The sequence below is a fragment of the Streptomyces sp. NPDC000983 genome (genome assembly GCF_040299205.1).
Lineage (GTDB): Bacteria > Actinomycetota > Actinomycetes > Streptomycetales > Streptomycetaceae > Streptomyces.
In genome coordinates this window covers 14,233-36,131 of record NZ_JBEPBM010000012.1, presented here as the reverse complement: position 1 = coordinate 36,131, position 21,899 = coordinate 14,233, and the positions used below count along the sequence as shown (strand labels likewise).

20 protein-coding genes and 2 tRNA genes are annotated in these 21,899 nt (G+C 71.4%); 4 read left to right on the top strand and 18 right to left on the bottom strand.

Features of this window, described 5'->3' with window-relative positions:
• Window positions 1-412: 412 nt before the first annotated feature.
• The 3 genes from ABT296_RS16040 to leuS form a co-directional block, all read right to left on the bottom strand.
• On the bottom strand, window positions 413-1,258 hold the full coding sequence (locus ABT296_RS16040) for a DegV family protein (RefSeq protein WP_351927548.1): 846 nt from the start codon (window positions 1,256-1,258) through the stop codon (window positions 413-415).
• 71 nt (window positions 1,259-1,329) lie between these two features.
• Window positions 1,330-2,076, bottom strand: a complete 747-nt coding sequence (locus ABT296_RS16035) for a hypothetical protein (protein ID WP_351927546.1) — start codon at window positions 2,074-2,076, stop codon at window positions 1,330-1,332.
• 316 nt (window positions 2,077-2,392) lie between these two features.
• Window positions 2,393-5,263, bottom strand: coding sequence for a leucine--tRNA ligase (gene leuS / locus ABT296_RS16030; RefSeq protein WP_351927544.1), 2,871 nt, complete (start codon window positions 5,261-5,263; stop codon window positions 2,393-2,395).
• Window positions 5,264-5,688: 425 nt separating this feature from the next.
• Between leuS and ABT296_RS16025 the strand changes: the two genes are divergently transcribed.
• Together ABT296_RS16025 and ABT296_RS16020 are read left to right on the top strand one after the other, a co-directional pair.
• Window positions 5,689-6,954 carry a ferric reductase-like transmembrane domain-containing protein gene (locus tag ABT296_RS16025; protein WP_351927542.1) on the top strand — a complete coding sequence of 422 codons (1,266 nt, stop codon included), beginning with the start codon at window positions 5,689-5,691 and terminating at the stop codon, window positions 6,952-6,954.
• Entirely contained in the window at window positions 6,951-8,561 is a 1,611-nt protein-coding gene (locus ABT296_RS16020; RefSeq protein ID WP_351927540.1) for an NADH-ubiquinone oxidoreductase-F iron-sulfur binding region domain-containing protein, read from the top strand. The genes ABT296_RS16025 and ABT296_RS16020 overlap by 4 nt, the downstream gene beginning before the upstream one ends.
• Window positions 8,562-8,691: 130 nt before the next feature.
• Here ABT296_RS16020 and ABT296_RS16015 read toward each other — a convergent pair.
• From ABT296_RS16015 to ABT296_RS15970, 10 genes are all read right to left on the bottom strand, one after another.
• A tRNA-Ala gene (locus tag ABT296_RS16015) sits at window positions 8,692-8,764 on the bottom strand.
• Window positions 8,765-9,018: 254 nt separating this feature from the next.
• The gene (locus tag ABT296_RS16010; RefSeq protein WP_003976229.1) at window positions 9,019-9,252 is read right to left on the bottom strand and encodes a hypothetical protein; all 234 of its coding nucleotides are present in this window, start codon (window positions 9,250-9,252) and stop codon (window positions 9,019-9,021) included.
• 3 nt (window positions 9,253-9,255) lie between these two features.
• A complete protein-coding gene (locus ABT296_RS16005) occupies window positions 9,256-9,429 on the bottom strand; it encodes a hypothetical protein (RefSeq protein ID WP_351927538.1) in 174 nt (57 codons plus the stop codon).
• Window positions 9,430-9,662: 233 nt separating this feature from the next.
• Window positions 9,663-9,735: transfer RNA gene (locus ABT296_RS16000), tRNA-Ala, on the bottom strand.
• A gap of 119 nt (window positions 9,736-9,854) precedes the next feature.
• Window positions 9,855-10,526, bottom strand: a complete 672-nt coding sequence (locus tag ABT296_RS15995; protein ID WP_351927536.1) for a histidine phosphatase family protein — start codon at window positions 10,524-10,526, stop codon at window positions 9,855-9,857.
• Window positions 10,523-10,969 (bottom strand): ribosome silencing factor, encoded by a 447-nt coding sequence (gene rsfS / locus ABT296_RS15990; protein WP_351927534.1) that lies wholly within the window; start codon window positions 10,967-10,969, stop codon window positions 10,523-10,525. Before rsfS ends, ABT296_RS15995 begins: the two co-directional genes overlap by 4 nt.
• A 97-nt stretch (window positions 10,970-11,066) precedes the next feature.
• The gene (locus ABT296_RS15985) at window positions 11,067-12,734 is read right to left on the bottom strand and encodes an LCP family protein (RefSeq protein WP_351927532.1); all 1,668 of its coding nucleotides are present in this window, start codon (window positions 12,732-12,734) and stop codon (window positions 11,067-11,069) included.
• A gap of 16 nt (window positions 12,735-12,750) precedes the next feature.
• Window positions 12,751-13,389 (bottom strand): nicotinate-nucleotide adenylyltransferase, encoded by a 639-nt coding sequence (gene nadD / locus ABT296_RS15980; protein ID WP_351927530.1) that lies wholly within the window; start codon window positions 13,387-13,389, stop codon window positions 12,751-12,753.
• A gap of 73 nt (window positions 13,390-13,462) precedes the next feature.
• Complete coding sequence (locus ABT296_RS15975; protein WP_351927528.1) at window positions 13,463-13,627, bottom strand: hypothetical protein; 165 nt, start codon at window positions 13,625-13,627, stop codon at window positions 13,463-13,465.
• A 163-nt stretch (window positions 13,628-13,790) separates the two neighbouring features.
• Window positions 13,791-13,952 (bottom strand): hypothetical protein, encoded by a 162-nt coding sequence (locus ABT296_RS15970; RefSeq protein WP_351927526.1) that lies wholly within the window; start codon window positions 13,950-13,952, stop codon window positions 13,791-13,793.
• Window positions 13,953-14,068: 116 nt separating this feature from the next.
• On the opposite strand from ABT296_RS15970, the gene ABT296_RS15965 reads away from it, so the two are divergent.
• The gene (locus ABT296_RS15965) at window positions 14,069-15,190 is read left to right on the top strand and encodes a M48 family metallopeptidase (RefSeq protein ID WP_351927851.1); all 1,122 of its coding nucleotides are present in this window, start codon (window positions 14,069-14,071) and stop codon (window positions 15,188-15,190) included.
• Window positions 15,191-15,211: 21 nt separating this feature from the next.
• Here ABT296_RS15965 and ABT296_RS15960 read toward each other — a convergent pair whose 3' ends face one another.
• The 5 genes from ABT296_RS15960 to proB all read right to left on the bottom strand — a co-directional run bounded on the left by ABT296_RS15960 (window position 15,212) and on the right by proB (window position 20,207).
• Window positions 15,212-16,282 carry an SCO2583 family membrane protein gene (locus ABT296_RS15960; protein WP_351927524.1) on the bottom strand — a complete coding sequence of 357 codons (1,071 nt, stop codon included), beginning with the start codon at window positions 16,280-16,282 and terminating at the stop codon, window positions 15,212-15,214.
• A 100-nt stretch (window positions 16,283-16,382) separates the two neighbouring features.
• A complete protein-coding gene (locus tag ABT296_RS15955; protein WP_502977256.1) occupies window positions 16,383-16,943 on the bottom strand; it encodes an SCO2584 family spore wall biosynthesis protein in 561 nt (186 codons plus the stop codon).
• 91 nt (window positions 16,944-17,034) lie between these two features.
• The gene (locus tag ABT296_RS15950; RefSeq protein ID WP_351927520.1) at window positions 17,035-18,321 is read right to left on the bottom strand and encodes a glutamate-5-semialdehyde dehydrogenase; all 1,287 of its coding nucleotides are present in this window, start codon (window positions 18,319-18,321) and stop codon (window positions 17,035-17,037) included.
• A gap of 129 nt (window positions 18,322-18,450) precedes the next feature.
• Window positions 18,451-18,915, bottom strand: a complete 465-nt coding sequence (locus ABT296_RS15945; protein ID WP_351927849.1) for a DUF8830 family protein — start codon at window positions 18,913-18,915, stop codon at window positions 18,451-18,453.
• A gap of 164 nt (window positions 18,916-19,079) precedes the next feature.
• A complete protein-coding gene (proB, locus tag ABT296_RS15940; RefSeq protein WP_351927518.1) occupies window positions 19,080-20,207 on the bottom strand; it encodes a glutamate 5-kinase in 1,128 nt (375 codons plus the stop codon).
• A gap of 184 nt (window positions 20,208-20,391) precedes the next feature.
• Here proB and ABT296_RS15935 point away from each other — a divergent pair, with 184 nt between their 5' ends.
• Window positions 20,392-21,801 carry a polysaccharide pyruvyl transferase family protein gene (locus ABT296_RS15935; protein ID WP_351927516.1) on the top strand — a complete coding sequence of 470 codons (1,410 nt, stop codon included), beginning with the start codon at window positions 20,392-20,394 and terminating at the stop codon, window positions 21,799-21,801.
• Window positions 21,802-21,899: the final 98 nt, after the last annotated feature.

The following is a 21,899-nucleotide window of genomic DNA, read 5'->3' as shown; positions in this document are numbered from 1 at the left end:
GCCCGCCCCGACCCCGCACCCGGCGGCCCCTTACCGGACTCCCGTTCCGCCAGGGCCCGTTCAGCCAGAGCCCCTTCCGCCCGCGCCCGTTCCCCGAAGATCGCCTCCGCGCGCCGGCGCAGCTCACCGTCCCGGGCGGCGCGGCGCCGCCCGACCCGGCCAACGGCGTGGGAACGGCGGTGCCGAGTGCGGACGTCGGAGCGGGGGCCGCGGCCCGGCCCATTGGTCGCGGCAACGGAGCGTGTACGTGATCGAAGTGCCATACGACGAGGATGAGCCGCCCGGCCGCATCGCGATGATCTTGGTCAATTCCCGGGGACAGTCCACCGGTTGTGGAAAACTCCGTCACCCACAGGGGTGGCAAGCCCCGCACAGGAGGAAAACCCCGCGCGGACAGACCGGCCGACCCGCCTCACCGAGGCGAGACCACAACCCCCAGCAACCCGGGGCCGGTGTGCGCCCCGATCACCGCACCGACCTCACTCACATGCAGGTCGGCCAGCCCCCGCACCCGAGTGCGCAGCCGGTCCGCGAGGGCCGACGCCCGGTCCGGGGCCGCCAGATGGTGCACCGCGATGTCGACCTGGGCACCGCCGGCCCGGTCCGCGGCGATCTCCTCCAGCCGGGCGATCGCCTTGGACGCCGTGCGGACCTTCTCCAGTGGTTCGATCCGGCCGCCGTTGAGCTGGAGCAGGGGTTTCACCGCGAGCGCCGAGCCGAGCAGGGCCTGGGCCGCTCCGATCCGGCCGCCCCGGCGCAGGAACTCGAGGGTGTCGACGTAGAAGTAGGCGGAGGTGCCGGCGGCCCGCTTCTCCGCGGCGGTGACGGCCTCGTCCACCGTGCCGCCCGATTCGGCGACCTCGGCGGCGGCGAGCGCGCAGAAGCCGAGGGCCATCGCGATCATCCCGGTGTCCACCACCCGCACCGGCACGGGCGCCTCCTTGGCGGCGAGCACGGCGGCGTCGTAGGTGCCCGACAGCTCGGCGGACAGATGGAGCGAGACGATGCCGGAGGCACCGGTTTCCGCCACCCTGCGATAGGTCTCGGCGAACCGCTCGGGGCTCGGGCGCGAGGTGGTCACCGGGCGCCGCTTCTGCAAAGCCTGGGCCAGCGAGCGGGTCGAGATCTCGGTGCCCTCTTCCAGCGCCTGGTCGCCGAGGACCACGGTGAGGGGCACCGCGGTGATGCCGTGGCGCTCCATCGTCCGCGGCGGCAGGTAGGCCGTTGAATCGGTGACGATCGCGACATGGCGGGACATGAGCTGGAGGTTACCTGGCGTAGCGCCCTGGCGGCAGCCCGGCCCTTCCTACCCGGACGGCCGTGGCCGGATCAAGTCGTGCTCTCGGGGCGGGGCTTCTTCTGCCAGGGGTAGGCCGGGCGCGGGTCGGGCGGGGTGATGGCGGGCCGGGTCGGTTCCTCGGCGGTCCGCCGCTGCGGCTCGTCCGGCCAGGTCTGCCGCGCGGCCGGTGCCTCGGCGGGCGGCGCCTCGGGCCACGGCGGCGGGGGCGTGGCCGCGGAGGCGGGCGGCTCCTCGGTCGTCCAGTGCCGCAGGGCTCCCGCCTCGACGTCGATCTGCGCGCTGAGGGAGTCGAGGTCGTCGTCGGCGAACCGGCGGGCCCGGTCCCGGGCCGCCCAGCGCAGCGAGTCCGCCGAGGCGACGATCCGCTCGGTGCGCTCGCGCAGTCCCGGCAGCCGCTCGGTGAGGGTCGCCCGGTCCGGCTCGCTCTCCAGGCGGCGCATCTCGCCGTCCAGTTCGTGTCCGTGGGCGCTCAGCCGCTCGAACAGGCCGAGGGACTCCTTCAGCGACTCGTCCTCGGCCGCGCCCGCGTGCAGCGCGTCCTGGGTGGCCCGCATGGAGGTGCGCAGCTTCAGCCGCAGCTGGGCCAGTTCGCCCGCCGGGCCCAGCTGGGCGAGGGACTTGGCGCGCAGGGTGTGGTCCTCGACCGTGCGGCGGGCCTGGGTGAGCGTGCGGTCCACACCGCGCTTGGCGGCGCCGACCGCCTTCACCGTGACGTAGGCCCCGGCCGCGACGAAGAGCACGAAGAGCAGGGCGACGACGGCGATCACTGCTTCCACGAAGCTCCTCCTCCAACCCGGCACGGCACACACCGCGCCGCTCTTCCACGGTAAACGCAGCAAGCAGGCCCGGAGTTCCGGAAGAACCCCGAACCTGCCCGTAGGGGACGACCCGGAGACACGGCCTCCGCAGAAGACCCCGAGCCACCCCGAACCGCTCCCGGCGGCAAGCGGCCGCCGCCGGCCACAACCGGCCGCAACCGGCTACGACCGACTGCGCCCGCCCACGGCCGCGTACGCCCGGCTACGACGGCCCGCGACCACCCACGACAGCGCCTGGGGCCGCCCACGACCACCTACGGCCGCACATGCCCGCCTACGCCGTAACGATGTTCACCAGCTTCGGCGCCCGCACGATCACCTTGCGGATGCCCGCCCCGTCCAGCGCCGCCACGACCTTGTCGTCGGCCAGCGCCACCTTCTCCAGCTCCTCCTCGGAGATGGTCGGCGCCACCTCCAGCCGGGCCCGGACCTTGCCCTTGATCTGCACCACGCAGGTCACCGACTCGTCCACGACGTACGCCGGGTCGGCGACGGGGAAGTCCCGGTGGACCACCGAGTCCTCGTGGCCCAGCTTGCGCCACAGCTCCTCGGCGATGTGCGGGGCCAGCGGGGCGACCAGCAGCACCAGCGCCTCGGCGACCGGACGCGGTACCGCGCCGCCCGCCTTGGTCAGGTGGTTGTTCAGCTCGGTGACCTTGGCGATGGCGGTGTTGAAGCGCATGCCCTCCAGGTCGCCGCGGACCCCGTCGATCGCCTTGTGCAGGGCGCGCAGGGTGTCCTCGTCGGGCTCGGTGTCCACCACGGTGACGGCGCCGCTCGTCTCGTCGACGACGTTGCGCCACAGCCGCTGCAGCAGCCGGAACTGGCCCACCACCGCGCGGGTGTCCCACGGGCGGGAGACGTCCAGCGGGCCCATGGCCATCTCGTACAGCCGCAGGGTGTCGGCGCCGTACTCCTCGCAGATCGCCTCGGGGGTGACGGCGTTCTTCAGGGACTTGCCCATCTTGCCCAGCAGCCGGGAGACCTGCTCGCCCGCGTAGTAGTAGGCGCCGTCGCGCTCCTCCACCTCGGCGGCGGGCACCGCGATGCCCCGGCTGTCGCGGTAGACGTAGGCCTGGATCATGCCCTGGTTGAACAGCTTGTGGAACGGCTCCGCGGAGGAGACGTGCCCCAGGTCGAACAGGACCTTGGACCAGAACCGGGCGTACAGCAGGTGCAGCACCGCGTGCTCGGCGCCGCCGACGTACAGGTCGACGCCGCCGTGCGGCCGGCCCTCGCGCGGGCCCATCCAGTACCGCTCGATCTCCGGGTCGACCAGCGCGCGGTCGTTGTGCGGGTCCAGGTAGCGGAACTCGTACCAGCAGGAACCGGCCCAGTTGGGCATGGTGTTGGTCTCGCGCCGGTACTTCTTCGGACCGTCGCCCAGGTCCAGGGTGACGTCGACCCACTCCTCGTTGCGGGACAGGGGCGTCTCGGGCTGGGTGTCGGCGTCGTCCGGGTCGAAGGTGCGCGGGCTGTAGTCCTCGACCTCGGGCAGCTCCAGCGGCAGCATCGACTCGGGCAGCGCGTGCGCGACGCCGTCCTCGTCGTAGACGATCGGGAAGGGCTCGCCCCAGTAGCGCTGGCGGCTGAACAGCCAGTCGCGCAGCCGGAAGTTGACGGTGCCGCGGCCGGCGCCGGTGCGCTCCAGCCACTCGGTGACACGGGCCTTGGCCTCGACGACCGGCAGGCCGTCCAGGGAGACGCCGTCGCCGGAGGAGTTGATGATCTTCGCGTCGTAGGACCCGAAGGCGTCCTCCCAGGTGGAGGTGTCGGTTCCGCGTCCGTCGGTCGGCTCGACGATGCACACGATGGGCAGCTCGAAGGCGCGCGCGAACTCGAAGTCGCGCTGGTCGCCCGCCGGAACGGCCATGATCGCGCCGGTGCCGTAGCCCATCAGGACGTAGTCGGCGATGAAGACCGGGACCCGCTCGCCGTTGACCGGGTTGGTGGCGTACGCGCCGATGAAGACGCCGGTCTTGTCCTTGGCCTCGGCCTGCCGCTCGACGTCGGACTTGGAGGCGGCCTGCGCGCGGTAGGCGGCGACGGCCTCGGCGGGGGTGGCGTGGCCGCCGGTCCACACCTCGTGGGTGCCCTCGGGCCAGGCGTCCGGGGTGAACTTCTCCACCATCGGGTGCTCGGGGGCCAGCACCATGTAGGTCGCGCCGAACAGGGTGTCGGGGCGGGTGGTGAAGACGGTGATGTGCTCGCCGTCGATCGGGAAGTCGACGCGGGCGCCCTCGGAGCGGCCGATCCAGTTGCGCTGCTGGAGCTTGATGGCCTCGGGCCAGTCCAGCTCCTCCAGGTCGTCCAGCAGACGGTCGGCGTAGGCGGTGATGCGCATGTTCCACTGGCGCAGCTTGGCCTTGAAGACGGGGTAGTTGCCGCGCTCGGAGCGGCCCTCGGCGGTGACCTCCTCGTTGGCCAGCACGGTGCCCAGGCCGGGGCACCAGTTCACCGGCGCCTCGGAGGCGTAGGCCAGGCGGTACTCGCTCAGCACGTCGGCGCGCTCGCCGGCGGTCAGCTCGTTCCAGGAGCGCCCGCCGGGGACCCCGCGCTCACCGCTGTCGAACTGGGCGATCAGCTCGGCGACCGGGCGGGCCTTCTTCGCCTCGTCGTCGTACCAGGAGTTGAAGATCTGCAGGAAGATCCACTGGGTCCACTTGTAGTACTCGGGGTCGATCGTGGCGAACGACCGGCGCTTGTCGTGGCCCAGGCCCAGCCGGCGCAGCTGGGACTTCATGTTGGTGATGGCGGCCTCGGTGGTGATCCGCGGGTGCTCGCCGGTCTGGACGGCGTGCTGCTCGGCGGGCAGGCCGAAGGCGTCGAAGCCCAGGGTGTGCAGGACGTTGTGCCCGTTCATCCGCTGGAAGCGGGCGGTGACGTCGGTGGCGATGTAGCCCAGGGGGTGGCCGACGTGCAGGCCCGCACCGGACGGGTACGGGAACATGTCCATGATGAACTTCTTGGGCCGGGCGGCCAGCGCGGGGTCGCCCGCCAGGTCACCGCTCGGGTTGGGCGCCTCGTAGGTGCCGTCGGCGTCCCAGAAGTCCTGCCAGCGTGCCTCGATGTCCGCGGCCATGGCGGCCGTGTAGCGGTGCGGCGCGGCCACTTCAGCAGCGGCAGCGGGGTTCGTCTCGCTCATGATCCTCAAAGCTCCATCGATCGTCTCTGCCAGCGGCTGCGATTCCCGGGAAACGAAAAATCCCCTCGCACAGGAGGGGACGCCGCGCCGATGCCGGCCACTCTTCACGACGGTGGCCGGGATTGATCAGCGCGGCTCGCTAAGCAGAAGGCGTACGGCACGCATGGCGTCAGGGTACCGCAGGCGTCGAGAGGGTCGCGACGGAGTTCCGGCCGGATCGTGGACACATGGAAACCGCTTGTGAAGATTCAGAAAACTTGAACGAAGTTCAATTATTACCCGGCGTAAGGGCCCCTAGCAGGACAACACCGGCCCCGTACGGCGCGTTGATAACAACGCAATAACTCAAATGGCTACTGCCCGGTTCGGACGCCACTTAGAGTGCGGCAGCGGGACCGCTTACCCGAATGCTCGGAGTTGCCCCCATGAACCCTCGACGTAGTACCAGCTCGCTCCCCCAGCCGGGCCGATCGGCCTATGGGGTGGCGTCGGCTGTCTTTCTGCTGCTCATACCCGTGGTCGTGCTGTTCGGAGGTGACAGATTCCGTGAGTTCCTGAACTTCGGCGCCGGCGTGCTGTCCCTCGTCTCGCTCAGCTGCTCGGTGATCTGGGGGCTGGTGGCCCAGGACCGGATCTTCCTCAACGCGCGCCAGCGGATCATCGGCCAGGCGGTGCACCGCACCACGGCGGTCGCCTCGATCGCCTTCCTGCTGCTGCACCTCACGACCAAGATCGCACTCGACCACACCCAGCTGATCGGCGCCCTGATCCCCTTCTCGCTGGGCTTCACCGGCCCCGAGGGCCTGGTCGGCCTCGGCTCCCTGGCCGGACTGCTCATGATCTTCGTGGGCATCACCGGAGCCCTGCGCGGCGCCTTCGCCTCCCCCGCCCCGGTCGCCGCCCGCTGGCGGGCGATGCACATGCTGGCCTACCCGGCCTGGTGCGCCGCCCTTGTCCACGGGCTCTACGCGGGTCGCACGGCCAAGCCGATCTTCGTGTTCCTGTACTGCCTGTGCCTGGTCGGCGTCGCCGCCGCGCTGGCCCTGCGCGCGGCGCCCCGGCCGGTCAAGCGCAAGATCGCGGACCGTCTCTCCGCGCTCCTCGGCACTTCCGAGGAGCGCTCGGCCCGTGAGGAACTGGACGCCAGTCGCGCCCGGATGACCGACACCGGCTCGCTCCCCGGCTACGAGCCCCAGCGCGGCGCGGGCCGCGCGGAACCCCCGGCGGCCGCCGAACCGGCGAACGGCTTCGCGGCCGCGTACCGCGCCGTCACCCCGCCGCCGCGCCCCCAGCAGTCCTTCACCGCGGACCAGACCGCTCGGATGGACCTGCCGATGGACCTCCCGATGGACATGCAGCCCACCGAAGCGATGCCGCGGATGGACGCCGGCGGCAGCACCTCCGGAAGCTGGCCGATCCCGTCGCCCCCGCCGGTCGGCGAGGCACCCCCGTCCTCCTACGACCCCCTCACCGACACGGGATACAACATCCCGACCTATGGCAATCCGGGCGTGGGTGGGTACGGCGGAAGTGACGTGTACGACACCGGTGAGTCGAACCCGCTCTACGGCACGTACAACCCCAACGACACGTACAACAGCGGTCCCGCCAATGAAACACCCCCCGGTGAGTCCTTCGACGCACCGGGTTCGGGCGAACCTTGGAACATGCCTTCCGGAGGCTATAGGTGAACGAGGCCCTGCCCGACGTACCAGAAGTCCGCGTGGTCGGCCTTCCCCAGCTCACGTCGGGCTTCGACCTTGTCGAACGACTCGATCTGCCCATGCATCTGAAGGTGCACGGGCCGCTCGAACCGATGGGCGGCGAGCAACTCGCGCAGCTCTCCGAACGCATCAGCCTGAAGGGCCGCGGCGGCGCGGGCTTCCCCTTCCACAAGAAGCTGCGCTCGGTCGCCGAAGCGGCGATCAAGCGCGGCGTCCGGCCGGTCGTCGTCGTCAACGGAAGCGAGGACGAACCGGCCTGCCGCAAGGACACGGTGCTCATCAACCGTGCCCCGCATCTCATCCTGGACGGCGCGCTGCTGTGCGCCGAGGCCCTCGGTGCCCGCACGCTCGTGGTGGGGGTCACCCGGGAGTCGACGCAGCGGTCCATGGAGGCCGCGCTCGCCGAGCGCGGCCTGAGCAACGGCCGCCGCTCGGCGCTGCGCGCCCGCGTGCAGCGCAACCCCGTACGGATGGTGACCGGAGCGGCGGCCTCGCTGATCCGGTCGATCGACGGCGGCCCGGCGATCCCGCCCGGCCGCAAGATCAGCGCCTCGAAGAGCGGCGTGGGCGGCGCGCCCACGCTGCTGTCGAACGCCGAGACCTTCGCCCAGCTCGCCATCGCCGCCCGCATCGGCCCGGAGCGCTACGGCAACACCGGCCTGTACGACGAGCCGGGCACCGTGATGCTCACGGTCTCCGGGGCGGTGGCCCGCCCGATGGTCATCGAGGTGCCCACCGGCGTCCCGCTCCGCTACGTCCTGCAGCTCGCCGGCGCCCCGCCGGTCCCGCAGGGCGTGCTGACCGGCGGCTACCACGGCAAGTGGATCGACGCGGCGACGGTCAACGAGGCGATCGTCTCGCGCAACTCGCTGGACGCGGTGGGCGGCGCGCTCGGCGCGGGCGCGATCCTGCCGATCAGCCAGAACACCTGCCCGCTGGGTGAGTCGCTGCGGGTGGCGCAGTGGCTGGCCGAGGAGAGCGCGGGCCAGTGCGGCCCCTGCTACCTCGGCCTGCCGGCCGCGGCGCGCGGTCTGGAGGACATCCTCAACGGAGGCGGACCCGCCGCCCTGGAGGCGGTCAAACAGGTCGCGAAGAACGTCAAGCGGCGCGGCGCGTGTTCGCACCCGGACGGCTCGGCGATGTTCCTGGAGTCGACCGTCAAGGCCTTCACCGACGACCTGGCCGCCCATGTCCTCGGCAACGGCTGCGGACGACCCGTGGAGGGCGTTCTGCCGCTCTTCGAGGGGGGCAAGACGCCGACCGGCATCCCCGGCGGCGGCGAGTCGGAGGAGAACGGCCCCAGCCGCCAGAAGATCTTCGTCGACTGGACGCTGTGCCGGGGCCACGGCCTGTGCGCGGACATCCTGCCGGAGGTCTTCGAACTCGGCGCCGACGGCTTCCCCACCGTCGCGCAGGCCCAAGTGCCGCGCTACGCGGAGGCGAAGGCCCTGCGCGCGGTCCGCCGCTGCCCGGCGCTCGCCCTGCGCCTGGAGGACCAGACGGAGCGCGCCCCGGCCCGCAACAACCTGCCGGTGCTCTCCCAGGGCCGCGGCCGCCGCGCCCTGGGCCGCTGAGGCCGCGCGGCCCGCGCCGCCGCCGTACCCCACGGGGCCGTCCGGAACACCGGGCGGCCCCGAAGCCGTACGCGCCACTGCACACGAAAAAGATCCCGCCGGGTCTTCACGACCCGGCGGGATCTCACTGTGGAGCTAAGGAGAATTGAACTCCTGACCTCCTGCATGCCATGCAGGCGCTCTACCAACTGAGCTATAGCCCCTTGCTTTGGTCCGCCTGGTTTCCCCGGCGGCGACGCCAACATTACCGGTCGACCCCGTGCACCACCAAATCGATTCCAGCGCGGGGACATTCAGCACTAAATGTCCGATTCGGTACGGCGTTCGCGCTCTTCACGGTCTTGCAGAACGGTCCCGCACCGCAACCGCCCACCCCGCACGGCCCGTTCACGGCCCCCGAGGCGGCCGCAGCGGGCGCGAGAAGGCCCGGCCGGGCCCGGGGAGGCCCGGCGGGGTGTCAGGCCGTGACGAAGGAGTAGAAGCGCTTGAGCGTGCAGTGCTCTTCCAGCAGCCGGCCGTAGATCGGCTCACCCTCGAGTTCGCGGTACGTCTCGATGGGGTCGCCTTTTATGATCAGCGCCCGTGCGCATTCCTCGCACCAGTACTGATAGTCCGGGTTGACCGGTTCCATGTCGCGGACGATCGGCGTGCCACTGCCGCACCAATCACACTTCCGCCTGTGCGCACCCATCGATCAGCTCCAGCTGTGGCCGCAGGCCGTGCACACGTAGGAAATGCCACCGTTGTCACCGAGGACCTGGGCGACATGGACGGAGCCGCAGGAAGGGCAGCTGAGGCGGGTGACCGTGTCCCGTGTCCAGCTTGCGTCGGAGAGGTGGCCGACCTCTCCGAGGATGCTCGCAGGCATCACTGCTCCCTCCCGTCGGGCCGCGCCCCCTTCCGGCCGTTTGATTCTGCCACGGCCGGGCCGATACGGTCAGCGACGCCTCAGTACCAGTCCTCCCGCAGCGCGCCTCCACAGAGGTATACGCCTCCCGGGTCCCAAGTGACTCAAGGCCGTTCGGGATCAGTGTGCACGAAAAATCCCACCCCCCGGAGGGGATGGGATCCTGATCGTCGAACGCGATCCGTGTCGATCTGTGGAGCTAAGGAGAATTGAACTCCTGACCTCCTGCATGCCATGCAGGCGCTCTACCAACTGAGCTATAGCCCCTTGTCCCACGCGACCGGAGTCACATGGTGTTTCGCCCCGCTCGGCGGGGCGAACAAGAAGAACTTTAGCCTGCGACCTGCCGGAAAGTGAAATCCGGGTCTCCGGGCGCCCCCGGAGGGTCAGTCGTCGTCGCCGAGCACCGGCTCCGGCAGGGTGCCGGCGTTGTGCTCCAGCAGCCGCCAGCCGCGGGCGCCCTCGCCGAGGACGGACCAGCAGCAGTTGGAGAGGCCGCCGAGGCTCTCCCAGTGGTGCGGTTCCAGGCCGAGCAGCCGGCCGATGGTGGTGCGGATCGTGCCGCCGTGGCTGACCACGACGAGGGTGCCGTCGTCGGGCAGCTTCTCCGCGTGCCGGAGCACCACCGGGGCGGCGCGGTCGGCGACCTCGGTCTCCAGCTCGCCGCCGCCGCGGCGGACCGGCTCGCCGCGCTTCCACGCGGCGTACTCCTCGCCGTGGCGGGCGATGATCTCCTCGTGCGTGAGCCCCTGCCAGACACCCGCGTAGGTCTCCCGCAGCCCCTCGTCGTGGGCGACGTCCAGACCGGTCAGGGCGGCCAGCTCACCGGCCGTGTCCGCGGCGCGCTTCAGGTCGGAGGCGACGATGGCGTCGGGCTTGAGGGAGGCGAGCAGCCGGGCGGCGCGGCGGGCCTGCGCGATCCCGGTCTCGGTGAGGGCGACGTCGGTGGTGCCCTGGAAGCGGCGCTCCACGTTCCAGGAGGTCTGGCCGTGGCGCCACAGGATCACCCGGCGCCCACGGCCGGGGCGGCCGGCCGTGGGCTCACCGGTGGCGCTCACCGCCACTCACCACCCGGCTCGGCCGCGTCCTCGGCGGCCTGGAGCTTGGCGTGCTCCGCGGCCTTGCCGCGGGTGGCCTTGGCGTCCTCGGGCAGCTCCAGCTCGGGGCAGTCCTTCCACAGCCGCTCCAGGGCGTAGAAGACGCGCTCCTCGCTGTGCTGGACGTGGACGACGATGTCGACGTAGTCGAGCAGGACCCAGCGGGCCTCGCGGTCGCCCTCGCGGCGGACCGGCTTGGCGCCGAGCTCCTTGTTCAGCCGCTCCTCGATCTCGTCGACGATCGACTTGACCTGGCGGTCGTTGGGCGCGGAGGCCAGCAGGAAGGCGTCGGTGATCGACAGCACGTCGCTGACGTCGTAGGCGATGATGTCGTGCGCGAGCTTGTCGGCCGCCGCCTGTGCGGCGGTGGTGATGAGCTCGATGGAACGGTCAGTGGCGGTCACTACAAGGCTTTCCGTCGGCGGTCACTGGGACTCAAGGGTCTCACGACCGCCGACGGCACCCCACGCGATTGTTGGCGCCCCGGGCCGGGCCCCCGGCCTAGGACGACGGCGCGTAGTCCTGGCCGAGGATCACCGAGACGTTCGCGTTCGAGGTGGTCTTCCCCTTGGAGACGGCGCTGGTGGGCAGGCCCAGGGTCTTGGCGACCTCGGTGGCGTCCGCCTTGTCCCCGGCGTCGGTGTAGACGACCTTCGAGGCCGCCTGGGCCGCTCCGGCGGTACCGCCGTCGAGGAAGGTGAAGCCGCCGTTGAGCAGGACCACCCTGGCCTTCTCCGTGTTGTCCTTCACACCCGTGGCGTTCTGCAGCGAGACCCGCACGGCCGCACCCTGGTCGGGGCTCTTCGCGGTGCCGCCGAGGACGTCCTTGACCACGCTGGCGCTGGTCTCGGCGCTCAGCGTGCCGTCGCCCTGCACCGGCAGCAGCGCCGTTCTGTGGTCGCCGCCCTTGGCGAGGTCGGCCAGCTGGGCGAGGAAGGTGCCGAGGTCCTTGTCGGTCATGGACGGGTCGAGGATCTGCTGGAGCGTCTGCACGGTGACCGTCGCGGCCTGCGCGTCGGAGGACAGCTTGCGCAGTACGCCCTGCATGACCTGCCCGAACCGCTGGAGCTGGGCGTTCTGGGCCTCGCCGGAGCCGCGGTAGGTGGCGTAGGCGACGGCCATCTTGCCGCTGAGGGTCTGCGCCTCGCCCTTGGTGACCAGCGGGGCGGCGCCCTTGGACTTCTTGGCGGACGGGTCGGGCACATCGGTGTCGGTGTCGATGTCGATGTTGCCGACGAGGTCGACGAGGTTCTGGAGGTAGGGCGTGTCCAGCCGCCAGGTGCCCTGGATCTCGGTGCCGAGGACGGTGTCCAGCGCCTCGCGGGTGCCGGCCGAGCCGTCGTCCTCGACCGACTTGGCGAGGGTGGTCGTGGTGCCGTCGTCGCCGGTCAGGGAGAGCGAGTTGGGCAGCAGGACGGTGGTGCCCTGCTCGGTGGTGGTGTTGTCGACGAGCAGGGCCGTCGCGGTGTCGCCGCTCCTGGTGTCGTGCAGGTGGACGACGACGACGTCCCGCTTCTGGGCGCCGACGGCGGTGGTGGTGCCGGTCTTTTCGTCGGAGGAGGAGAGCCCGGGGAGCTTTCCGGCGTACCAGAGGTAGCCGACGCCGCCGACGGCGCACAGGGCCATGACGACGACCAGGGCGACGATCCGGCTGCGGGCCCGGCGCCGGGCCTCCTCACGGCGCTCGGTGCGGTTCTCGGTGAACGCCAGCCAGTCGATGACGTCCTCGGAGTCGCCGTCGGGCTCCTCGACGAAGGCGAACTGCCCGGTGCGGTAGTCCCGTTCGTCCGCCCGCGGCTCCTCGGGCTCCTCGGCGGGCCCGGCCTGCTGCGGGATGTACGCGGTCTGCTCGGCGACCCGCGGCTGCTGCCCGCTCGCGGCGGTGGGGCCGTAGGGGTCGTAGCCGGCGGCCGTGCCGCCCGCGCCGTACGGGTCGTGGCCCGCCGTTCGGCCCTCGTAGGGGTCGTGGCCCTCGTACGGCGGGACCGGCTGCTGCTGCCCGGTCGCGTACGGATCGTAGCCGTACCCCTGCTGAGCGTAGGGGTCGTAGGGCTGCTGAGGGGGCTGTTGCGGCGGGACCTGTCGATAGACCGGCTGCCCGTACTCGTCGTAGCCGACGAGTTCGTACTGCTGGTCGGACCCGTACCCCGCGTCGTATCGGTCGTTCACCGGTGCCCCTCTCGGCTCACTCGCCGCGGTACAGCTCGCGCTTGTCGATATAGCGCACGACCCCGTCCGGCACCAGATACCAGACCGGGTCGCCCTTGGCGACTCTCGCACGGCAGTCTGTGGAGGAGATGGCCAGGGCGGGAACCTCGACGAGCGAGACCCCGCCCTCCGGGAGTCCGGGGTCGGCCAGGTGGTGGCCGGGCCGGGTGACCCCGATGAAGTGCGCGAGGGAGAACAGTTCCTGCGTGTCCCGCCAGGTCAGGATCTGACCGAGGGCGTCGGCACCGGTGATGAAGAAGAGGTCGGTGTCGGGGTTGAGCGCCTTCAGGTCGCGCAGCGTGTCCGCGGTGTAGGTCGGGCCGCCGCGGTCGATGTCGATCCGGCTCACCGAGAACTGCGGGTTCTCGGCGGTCGCGATGACCGTCATCAGATAGCGGTCCTCGGCCGGGGTGACCTGGCGGTGGCTCTTCTGCCACGGCTGCCCGGTCGGGACGAACACCACCTCGTCCAGGTGGAACTGCGCGGCGACCTCACTGGCCGCCACGAGGTGCCCGTGGTGGATCGGGTCGAACGTTCCGCCCATGACGCCGAGCCGGCGCTTGCCGGGGTTCGACGGGCCTGTGCCGGGGCCGGTAGGCATGTCCTGCTCTCCCATGCGTGCAGACCCTACCGGCCCGGCCCGCGGGCCATCGTCGCCGGACCTCCGGGGACCGGCCGGGCCTGCGCGGTCAGCGGTCGCGGTTGAAGCTCATGGTGATCCACAGCAGGAGCATCAGGATGACGAAGGCAGCTCCGCCGGTCACCAGCGGTTCGAGGCTCTCGTGGTTGCCGCCGTGCTCTGCGCCCTCGGATGCGAGGGTGGCCAACTGGGCAGCGGTGCTCTGGAAGCTCATCTTCGGCAGGACCTTCGGGTGTGGGCGGGATAAAGGTGTCGGCTCATCGTAAGCGGGCGGCTCCGCAGCGATCACGCCGACTCCGCCGTTGGTGCCGTGGGCGCCGGGCCGATTCCGGGCCGGGGACGCGCCGGGTCCGGGCCGAGGCAACTTATCCGGCGCCTCATTCGTCCTTCGACTTGTACCCCCGCAGCAGGAACCAGGCGGTCAGGACAGAGCCCAGGATCATCACGACCAGGATCACGCGGATCAGATTCCCCGCCCCTTGTGTCTCGGCCGCTCGCGCGGCCTCGGCGAACCAGGCGGCCGGGGGGTTGTGCTCCATGGTGTGGGACTCCGTTCACTGTGCTGACCGTTCACCGTAGCTCCGCCTAGGCTGGAGCCCGCTCCGGGGGCCCGCAGGGGCCACAGACGGCCACACAGACGCACATGGGGGATCACATGTCCGACGACGGCCACCAGCACAACGGGCACGAGAAGGTGCCCAGCAGGCAGCGCAGGCGCTTCCCCGGGATCTCCTCGCGCGCCTACGAGCACCCGGCCGACCGCAGCGCGCTGGTGGCGCTGCGCAAGCTGAGCGGGTTCGACACCGTCTTCAAGGCGCTGAGCGGGCTGCTGCCCGAGCGCAGTCTGAGGCTGCTGTTCCTGTCGGACTCGGTGCGCGTCTCCGACCAGCAGTTCGCCCATCTCAACGACATGCTGCGGGACGCCTGCTACATCCTGGACCTGGAGAAGGTCCCGCCGATGTACGTCACCCAGGACCCGAAGCCGAACGCGATGTGCATCGGCCTGGACGAGCCGATCATCGTGGTGACGACCGGGCTCGTCGAGCTCCTCGACGAGGAGGAGATGCGGGCGGTCGTCGGGCACGAGGTGGGGCACGCGCTGTCCGGGCACGCCGTGTACCGGACCATCCTGCTGTTCCTGACCAACCTCGCCCTCCGGGTCGCCTGGATCCCGCTGGGCTCGGTGGCGATCATGGCGATCGTGACCGCGCTGCGCGAGTGGTTCCGCAAGTCGGAGCTGTCGGCGGACCGGGCCGGGCTGCTGGTCGGCCAGGACCTGACCGCCTCGATGCGCGGCCTGATGAAGATCGCGGGCGGCAACCACCTGCACGAGATGAACGTGGACGCGTTCCTCGCCCAGGCCGAGGAGTACGAGTCCGCGGGCGACCTGCGCGACTCGGTGCTGAAGATCCTGAACGTGCTGCCCCGCTCGCACCCCTTCACCGCGGTCCGCGCGGCCGAGCTGAAGAAGTGGGCGGAGTCCCGGGACCACCAGCGGATCATGGACGGCCACTACCCGCGCCGCACGGAGGACAAGGACACCTCGGTCACGGACTCGTTCCGCGAGTCCGCCTCGCACTACGCCTCGCATGTGAAGACGTCGAAGGACCCGCTGATGAAGCTGGTCACCGACATCGCGGGCGGGGCGGGCGACCTCGGCGGCCGGGTCCGGCGGGGCTTCGGCGGCTTCGCCGCGTCCACGCCGAGGGACCAGGACTCCGGGGGCCGAAGCTCCGAGGACCGGCCGCCGAAGGACTCCCCGCGCGACGAGGACTGAGCGGGGGCTCGGCGGAGGGGCTCACACCCCGGGCTGGGCGCTCGCCGCGAGGGCTCCGCACAGCGCCGTCGCGTCGCCCGTCGCATAGGGGTCCGTGCCGGCCGGGCCGCCGGCCTTCGCTCTCTGGCCGGCCAGCAGCGGGCGCAGCCGGTCCGCCGAGTCGTCGGAGCAGGACAGCGGGCCCGCCTGGACGGCGGAGACGATCAGCTGGGCCTGGCTCATGCGCAGGTCGTCGTGGTCGAAGCGGAAGTGCAGCTCGCGCCGGACGGTGAACAGGGAGGCCCGCGCCGCTTCCCCGGAGTCGGCCGGCCTCAGCGCGTAGACGAAGGTGTGGTCCGCGACGACCTCCAGGGTCGCCGAGTCCGTCTCGGCGACCGTGAGGGTGCCCTGCACCCGGATCCTGCGGTCGGCGAGTTCGACGCCGGCCGGGTCGAAGCGGATCAGCCAGCCGGTGGGGGCGTGCCTGCCGTCGGCGGCCGGGTGGTCGAAGCTCCGGTCGAACTGGTCGAGCTGGTCCGGGTCGAGCAGCACCCGCACCGGCCGGACCTGCTCGCCGAGGAGGACCTCGGGGTAGAGCGAGGAGCGGACGATGTAGTCCTTGGCGATGCTCAGCGCGTTGACGACCTGGCCGTCGGAGAAGTGGTCGGTGCGGCGGGCGGCGGGCAGCGGCACGCCCTCGGCGCCGATCCGGTACCGGGCGGCGGGGCTGCGGGCGAAGAGCGTCTCGGTGTCGGAGGAGCCGGGCACCCGGCCGGGCGGGGCGAGCGGGATCACGGTCATCCGGGCCGCGGCCACCGGCTCGGGGTCCGGCGGGGTCTGGTAGGGGTGGCGCACCCCCATGTAGATCGCGGTGCCGAAGGCGACGGCGATCAGCAGGACCAGGACCAGTGCCTGCCGGGACAGGCCCCGGCGCACGGGCGTACGGCGGCGGACGGCCGGCGTGTGATCGTCGATGCGTTCCTGGGCGGAGAACTCCTGGAGCCGGGCAGCGCGGATGAACGACTCGTCGAAGACGACGGATCGGTACTCGTCCTCGCCACCTCCGGGTACCCCCTCGGGCGTCCCCTCAGGTGGGTTTCCAGGCCCGCCCATATCTTCAGGGTAGGTCGCCGCAGGCCCGGGTAAACGCCCCGCCGTACGACAAGTTCTGACAGGTTCTCACCAGGAATGGCGGGTTCCGGCCGGAGTGCGTTCAGGGGGTCCGGGGGACGGCCGATATGGCCGGCTGGGAGTGGTCGGCGGAGGCCGAGGGCGCCCCCGCCCCGCCCTGTTCCACCCCGGTGGTGGCCGGCGGCGGGACCGGATCGCGGCTGCCGGAGGAGGCACCCCGGTAGACCGCGGTGAAGGCCAGCGCGACCATCCCGATGCCCATGATCAGGGCGAGCATCCAGGCGACGGGACGGTGCCAGCGGGCGACCTGCTTGCCGTGGGGGCCGGGGGCGCCGTAGCGGTCCTCCAGGACGTCTGGGTCGTCGAGGTCCCGGTCGGAGCGGAAGCCGGCGGAGCCGTACCCGTCGTCGTACCGCTCGCCACGGCGGCGGGTGCGGCGGGCCTCCGCCTCGGAGGCCTCGGCTCTCGCCTGGGCGGCGGCCAGGAGGCGCTCCACGGCGGTCGGCTCGTGCAGGGTGGCCGCCTGTACGAAGGCCTCGTCGAAGACCACGGAGGCGAACTCTTCGTCCGACACCCCGCGGTCGTGGTCGTTGTCGGGATCCCAGCCGTCAGGGAACGGCGTACCCCCCACGTCCTCCGGCACGGATCCAGAGTAGACCTGGGGGGTCAATTTGGGCAGACGGTACGGAAATTCATCCGCCCTGTGAGACGCCTGCCGTGCGGCGCTCGGCCGGTCAGGGCCGGATGTGCCCGTCGCCGGTGACGATGTACTTCGTGCTGGTCAGCTCCGGCAGGCCCATCGGGCCGCGGGCGTGCAGCTTCTGGGTGGAGATGCCGATCTCGGCGCCGAAGCCGAACTGGCCGCCGTCGGTGAACCGGGTCGAGGCGTTGACCGCGACGGTGGTGGAGTCGACCAGCCGGGTGAAGCGGCGGGCGGCCTGCTGCGAGGTCGTCACGATCGCCTCGGTGTGCCCGGAGGTCCACAGCCGGATGTGCTCGACGGCCTTGTCGAGGGAGTCGACCACGGCGGCGGCGATGTCGTGGGAGAGGTACTCGGTCTCCCAGTCCTCGGGGGTGGCCTCCACCACGGTGGCCCGGGAGTCCTTGGCGTACGCCATGACCCGCTCGTCGGCGTGCACGGTGACCCCGGCGTCGGCGAGGGCGTCCAGGGCCCGGGGCAGGAACTCGGCGGCGATGTCCTGGTGGACCAGCAGGGTCTCGGCGGCGTTGCAGACGCTCACCCGGTGGGCCTTGGAGTTGACCAGGATCTCCACGGCCATGTCGAGGTCGGCCTGCGCGTCGACGTAGACGTGGCAGTTGCCGGTGCCGGTCTCGATCACGGGGACGGTCGACTCGTTGACGACCGTCCGGATCAGGGAGGCGCCGCCGCGCGGGATGAGGACGTCGACCAGGCCGCGGGCGCGCATCAGCTCGCCCACGCTCTCCCGGCTCTGGCCGGGCACGAGCTGGACGGCGTCGGCGGGCAGTCCGGCGCCGCCGACGGCGTCCCGGATCACCCGGACGAGGGCGGTGTTCGACTCGTAGGCGGAGGCGGAGCCGCGCAGCAGGACGGCGTTGCCGGACTTCAGGCAGAGCGCGGCGGCGTCCACGGTGACGTTGGGGCGGGCCTCGTAGATGATGCCGACCACGCCGAGCGGGACGCGGACCTGGCGCAGGTCGATGCCGTTGGGCAGGGTGGAGCCGCGGACGATCTCGCCGACCGGGTCGGGCAGTGCGACGACGTCGCGGACGTCGGAGGCGATGGCCCGCACCCGCTCCGGGGTGAGCGTCAGCCGGTCGACGACCGACTCGCTGGTGCCGGCCTCGCGGGCGGCGGCGACGTCCTTGGCGTTCGCCTCGACGATCTCGCTCGTCCGGACCTCCAGCGCGTCCGCGATGGCGAGCAGCGCGTCGTCCTTGGCGGCCCGCGGGAGCGGCGCGAGGTCGGCCGCTGCGGCCTTGGCGCGGTAGGCGGCCTGGGTGACCGGGGTCATCGAGTCGTACGGCGAGAGCGTGGTCATGGAGGAAGGGTAGTGCGCGCCGGGAACCGGTTCACGGGACGTCCCACACCGCGAGACAAGCCGTCCGAAGGTGACGCAAAAGGGGTTCTCCAGCTGCGCTCGACGACCCCGCGGCCCGGCACCGGCCCGTCAGTAGGGGTGCACGCCGACCGGGGTGGCGGGCAGCGGGCCGTAGCCCTCGGCGATGCGCTGGTGGTAGGTCTCGCGGCCGATGACCTCCAGGCCGACGATCTCCCAGGGCGGCAGGCCCGCGCTCTGGCGGTGCTCGCCCCACAGTCTGAGCGCGACGGCGGCCGCGTCGTGCAGGTCGCGGGCCTCCTCCCAGTAGCGGATCTCTGCGTGGTCGTTGGCGTAGCGGCTGGTCAGCAGGAAGGGGTGGTCGTGGGCGAGCTGTTCCAGGGCGCGCCGGACCTCCTTCAGCGGGGCCTCCTCGCCGGAGACGCTGAGCGTGACGTGCCAGAGCCGGGGCAGGTCCGCGGGCTCCCCGCCGCCGGCCCGCTCGCCGGTCGCGACGCTGGTCAGGGCGCGCTCCTCGCCGGCCGCCCGGGAGGAGGGACGGCCGATGCCGGCGCCGGACGCCGCCCCAGGGCGCATTCGTCTCACGACGGCCTCCTTCGTCCCACGGTCGAGCAGCGCTCGGCGGATTGTGTCCCGAGACAAAGTTGAGCAGGCCGCAAGCGCGTCTGTGGCGGTTTTGCGGAACGTCCACCTCAGGGCGACACCTTTGCCGGGGCGTTCACCCTGTTTTCGGACGGGTGTCAGGGCTCCAGCAGCACCAGGTCGTCGCGGTGGACGACCTCGCGCTCGTAGGCGGGGCCGAGCTCGCGGGCCAGTTCGTGGGTGGAGCGGCCGATGAGCTGGGGGATCTCCTTGGCGTCGAAGCTGACCAGCCCGCGGGCGACCGCGCGCCCGGCGCCGTCGCGCAGTTCGACCGGGTCGCCGGCGCTGAACTCGCCCTCCACGGAGGCGATCCCGGCCGGCAGCAGCGACTTGCGGCGCTCCACCACGGCCCGTACCGCGCCGTCGTCGAGGGTGAGCGAGCCCTGCGGGGTGGAGGCGTGCTGGAGCCACAGCAGCCGGTCGGCGGAGCGCCTGCCGGTGGCGTGGAAGTAGGTGCCGGTGTCGCCGCCGGCGAGCGCGTCGGCCGCGTGGACGGCGCTGGTGAGCACCACGGGGATGCCGGCGGCGGCCGCGATGCGGGCGGCCTCGACCTTGGTGACCATGCCGCCGGTGCCGACCCCCGCCTTGCCCGCGCTGCCGATCTCGACGTGCGCGAGGTCCTGGGGGCCGCGTACCTCCGCTATCCGCGAGGTGCCGGGCCTGCTGGGGTCGCCGTCGTAGACGCCGTCGACGTCGGAGAGCAGGACCAGCAGGTCGGCGCGGACCAGGTGGGCGACGAGGGCGGCGAGGCGGTCGTTGTCGCCGAAGCGGATCTCGTCGGTGGCGACGGTGTCGTTCTCGTTGACGACCGGGAGGGCACCCATCGCGAGGAGCTTGTCGAGGGTGCGGGAGGCGTTGCGGTGGTGGGCGCGGCGGCTCATGTCGTCGGAGGTGAGCAGCACCTGGCCGACACGGATGCCGTAGCGGGCGAGGGAGGCGGTGTAGCGGGCGACCAGCAGGCCCTGGCCGACGCTGGCGGCGGCCTGCTGGCGGGCCAGGTCCTTGGGCCGGCGGCGCAGTCCGAGGGGGGCGAGTCCGGCGGCGATGGCCCCGGAGGAAACGAGAACAATCTCACGTTCGCCGCCGCTGCGGCTCTTCGCCAGGACGTCCACGAGGGCGTCCACACGGTCCGCGTCGAGCCCTCCGGAGGCGGTGGTCAGGGACGAGGAACCCACCTTGACGACGACCCTGCGCGCCTCGGTCACGGCCTGCCTTGCGCCTGTCACCTGCTGTTCCGTCCCCTCGCACGTCGACTGACCGGCAATCTACGCGAAGCGTGGCGTCCCTCGCGCATCGGTCCAGAGCCCGGACAGCGAGACGGTAGCCGGACGATCACCGTCCGCGCACCCCGAAAAGGTTGTACTCACTGCATATAGAAATGAACGCCCGGAGGAAATTAGTCTGACGTTTGTGTCATCGAATGTTCCCCCCGCGCGGCGCATCCTCCTCAGATCGGGGAAGAGCCCCTACGACGCCGTCCCCGTGGAAGAAGCCCTCCACCGCGACGTCATCGCCACCAATTCCGGCAACCTGATCTTCAGCGACGCCACCCACAAGATCCTCGAGGTCCCGGGCACCGAGGTGGTGTCCAACGGCATCAGGACCAACGTGCAGGCCGCCGGGAGGATCAACGAGCGGTACGACGCGTTCGTCGTGCCCCTCGCCAACGCGTTCCGCCCGTCGTTCGAGCCGATGCTGGACCGTCTCACCCGGCTCATCACCAAGCTGCGGATACCCGTGGTCGTGGTCGGTGTCGGTGCGCAGACCGGTCTCGACTACGACCCCGCCCGGCTGAAGCCGATGGAGGCGTCCGTACGCGCCTTCGTCTCCGCGGTCCTCGACCACAGCGCCTCGATCGGCGTGCGCGGCGAGTTCACCGAGCAGTACCTCAAGGCCATGGGCTTCCGGGACGTCGAGGTCATCGGCTGCCCGTCGATGTTCATGTGGGGCAAGGACCTCACGGTCGCCAAGCGGGTCCCCGAGCTGACCGCCGACTCGCGCGTCGCGGTCAACGGCTCGCACAGCGCGGTGCAGAAGCAGGGCATGGACCGGGTCATCGCCCACGCCCACGAGCGCTACCCGCACCTCCGCTACATCGGCCAGAACCTCAGCGACGCCGTGCAGCTGCACTGGCGGGACGTGTCCGGGCCCAACGGCCGGATCACCGCGATGCCGACGCACCCGGACCACCCGATGTACCGGGAGGACAAGGCGCGCGTCTACATCGACCCGATCACCTGGATCGACGACCTGCGCGAGTTCGACTACTCCTTCGGCTCCCGCATCCACGGCAACATCGCGGCGCTGCTCGCCGGCACCCCCGCGACGGTGCTGTGCAGCGACTCGCGGACGCTGGAGCTGTGCCGGTACTTCGACATCCCGCACCAGCGCATCGACACGATCGCCAAGGGCTCGGACGTGGACCCGGCGAAGCTGTACGCCGAGGCGGACTTCGGCCCGCTGGTCGACGGCCACCACGAGCGGTTCGAGCGCTTCACGGGGTTCCTGGACCGCAACGGCCTGCAGAACACCTTCACCCACGGCGACGGCGGTGCCGCGTTCGAGGAGCGCATGCGGGCGCTGTCCTTCCCGGCCGGCATCCGCCCCTGGAACGACGCCGACCCGGTCGCCATGGCGACCCGCTTCGGCTGGCTCCAGAACCGCATCACCAAGCTGAGCGCGGACAACGCCAAGCTGAAGCAGGAGCTCGCCAAGAACGGCGCCAAGGCCACGGAGACCGTGCAGCCCTCGGTGTACCGCCGGGCCCGCCGCGTCGTCGGCCGGCCGCTGCGCAAGGCGCTCCAGTCGGGCAAGCAGTAGCCCCCGGCCCGTAGCGGCTCACTCCAGGTTTCCGGCCAGGTTCTCCGGACGACACCTGCGTGTCGTCCGGAGGCGGGCGGACGTTAACCCGTTCGCCC

Bases quoted from the DNA above. Each gene is read 5' to 3' on its own strand.
- leuS (WP_351927544.1), bottom strand. From the start codon at position 5,263: ATGAGCGAGACGAACCCCGCTGCCGCTGCTGAAGTGGCCGCGCCGCAC.
- ABT296_RS16005 (WP_351927538.1), bottom strand. From the start codon at position 9,429: ATGCCTGCGAGCATCCTCGGAGAGGTCGGCCACCTCTCCGACGCAAGC.
- ABT296_RS15945 (WP_351927849.1), bottom strand. From the start codon at position 18,915: ATGCGCCCTGGGGCGGCGTCCGGCGCCGGCATCGGCCGTCCCTCCTCC.
- nadD (WP_351927530.1), bottom strand. From the start codon at position 13,389: ATGGGAGAGCAGGACATGCCTACCGGCCCCGGCACAGGCCCGTCGAAC.
- ABT296_RS15975 (WP_351927528.1), bottom strand. From the start codon at position 13,627: ATGAGCTTCCAGAGCACCGCTGCCCAGTTGGCCACCCTCGCATCCGAG.
- ABT296_RS15965 (WP_351927851.1), top strand. From the start codon at position 14,069: ATGTCCGACGACGGCCACCAGCACAACGGGCACGAGAAGGTGCCCAGC.
- ABT296_RS16010 (WP_003976229.1), bottom strand. From the start codon at position 9,252: ATGGGTGCGCACAGGCGGAAGTGTGATTGGTGCGGCAGTGGCACGCCG.
- ABT296_RS15970 (WP_351927526.1), bottom strand. From the start codon at position 13,952: ATGGAGCACAACCCCCCGGCCGCCTGGTTCGCCGAGGCCGCGCGAGCG.
- ABT296_RS15960 (WP_351927524.1), bottom strand. From the start codon at position 16,282: ATGGGCGGGCCTGGAAACCCACCTGAGGGGACGCCCGAGGGGGTACCC.
- ABT296_RS16025 (WP_351927542.1), top strand. From the start codon at position 5,689: ATGAACCCTCGACGTAGTACCAGCTCGCTCCCCCAGCCGGGCCGATCG.
- ABT296_RS15950 (WP_351927520.1), bottom strand. From the start codon at position 18,321: ATGACCACGCTCTCGCCGTACGACTCGATGACCCCGGTCACCCAGGCC.
- ABT296_RS16040 (WP_351927548.1), bottom strand. From the start codon at position 1,258: ATGTCCCGCCATGTCGCGATCGTCACCGATTCAACGGCCTACCTGCCG.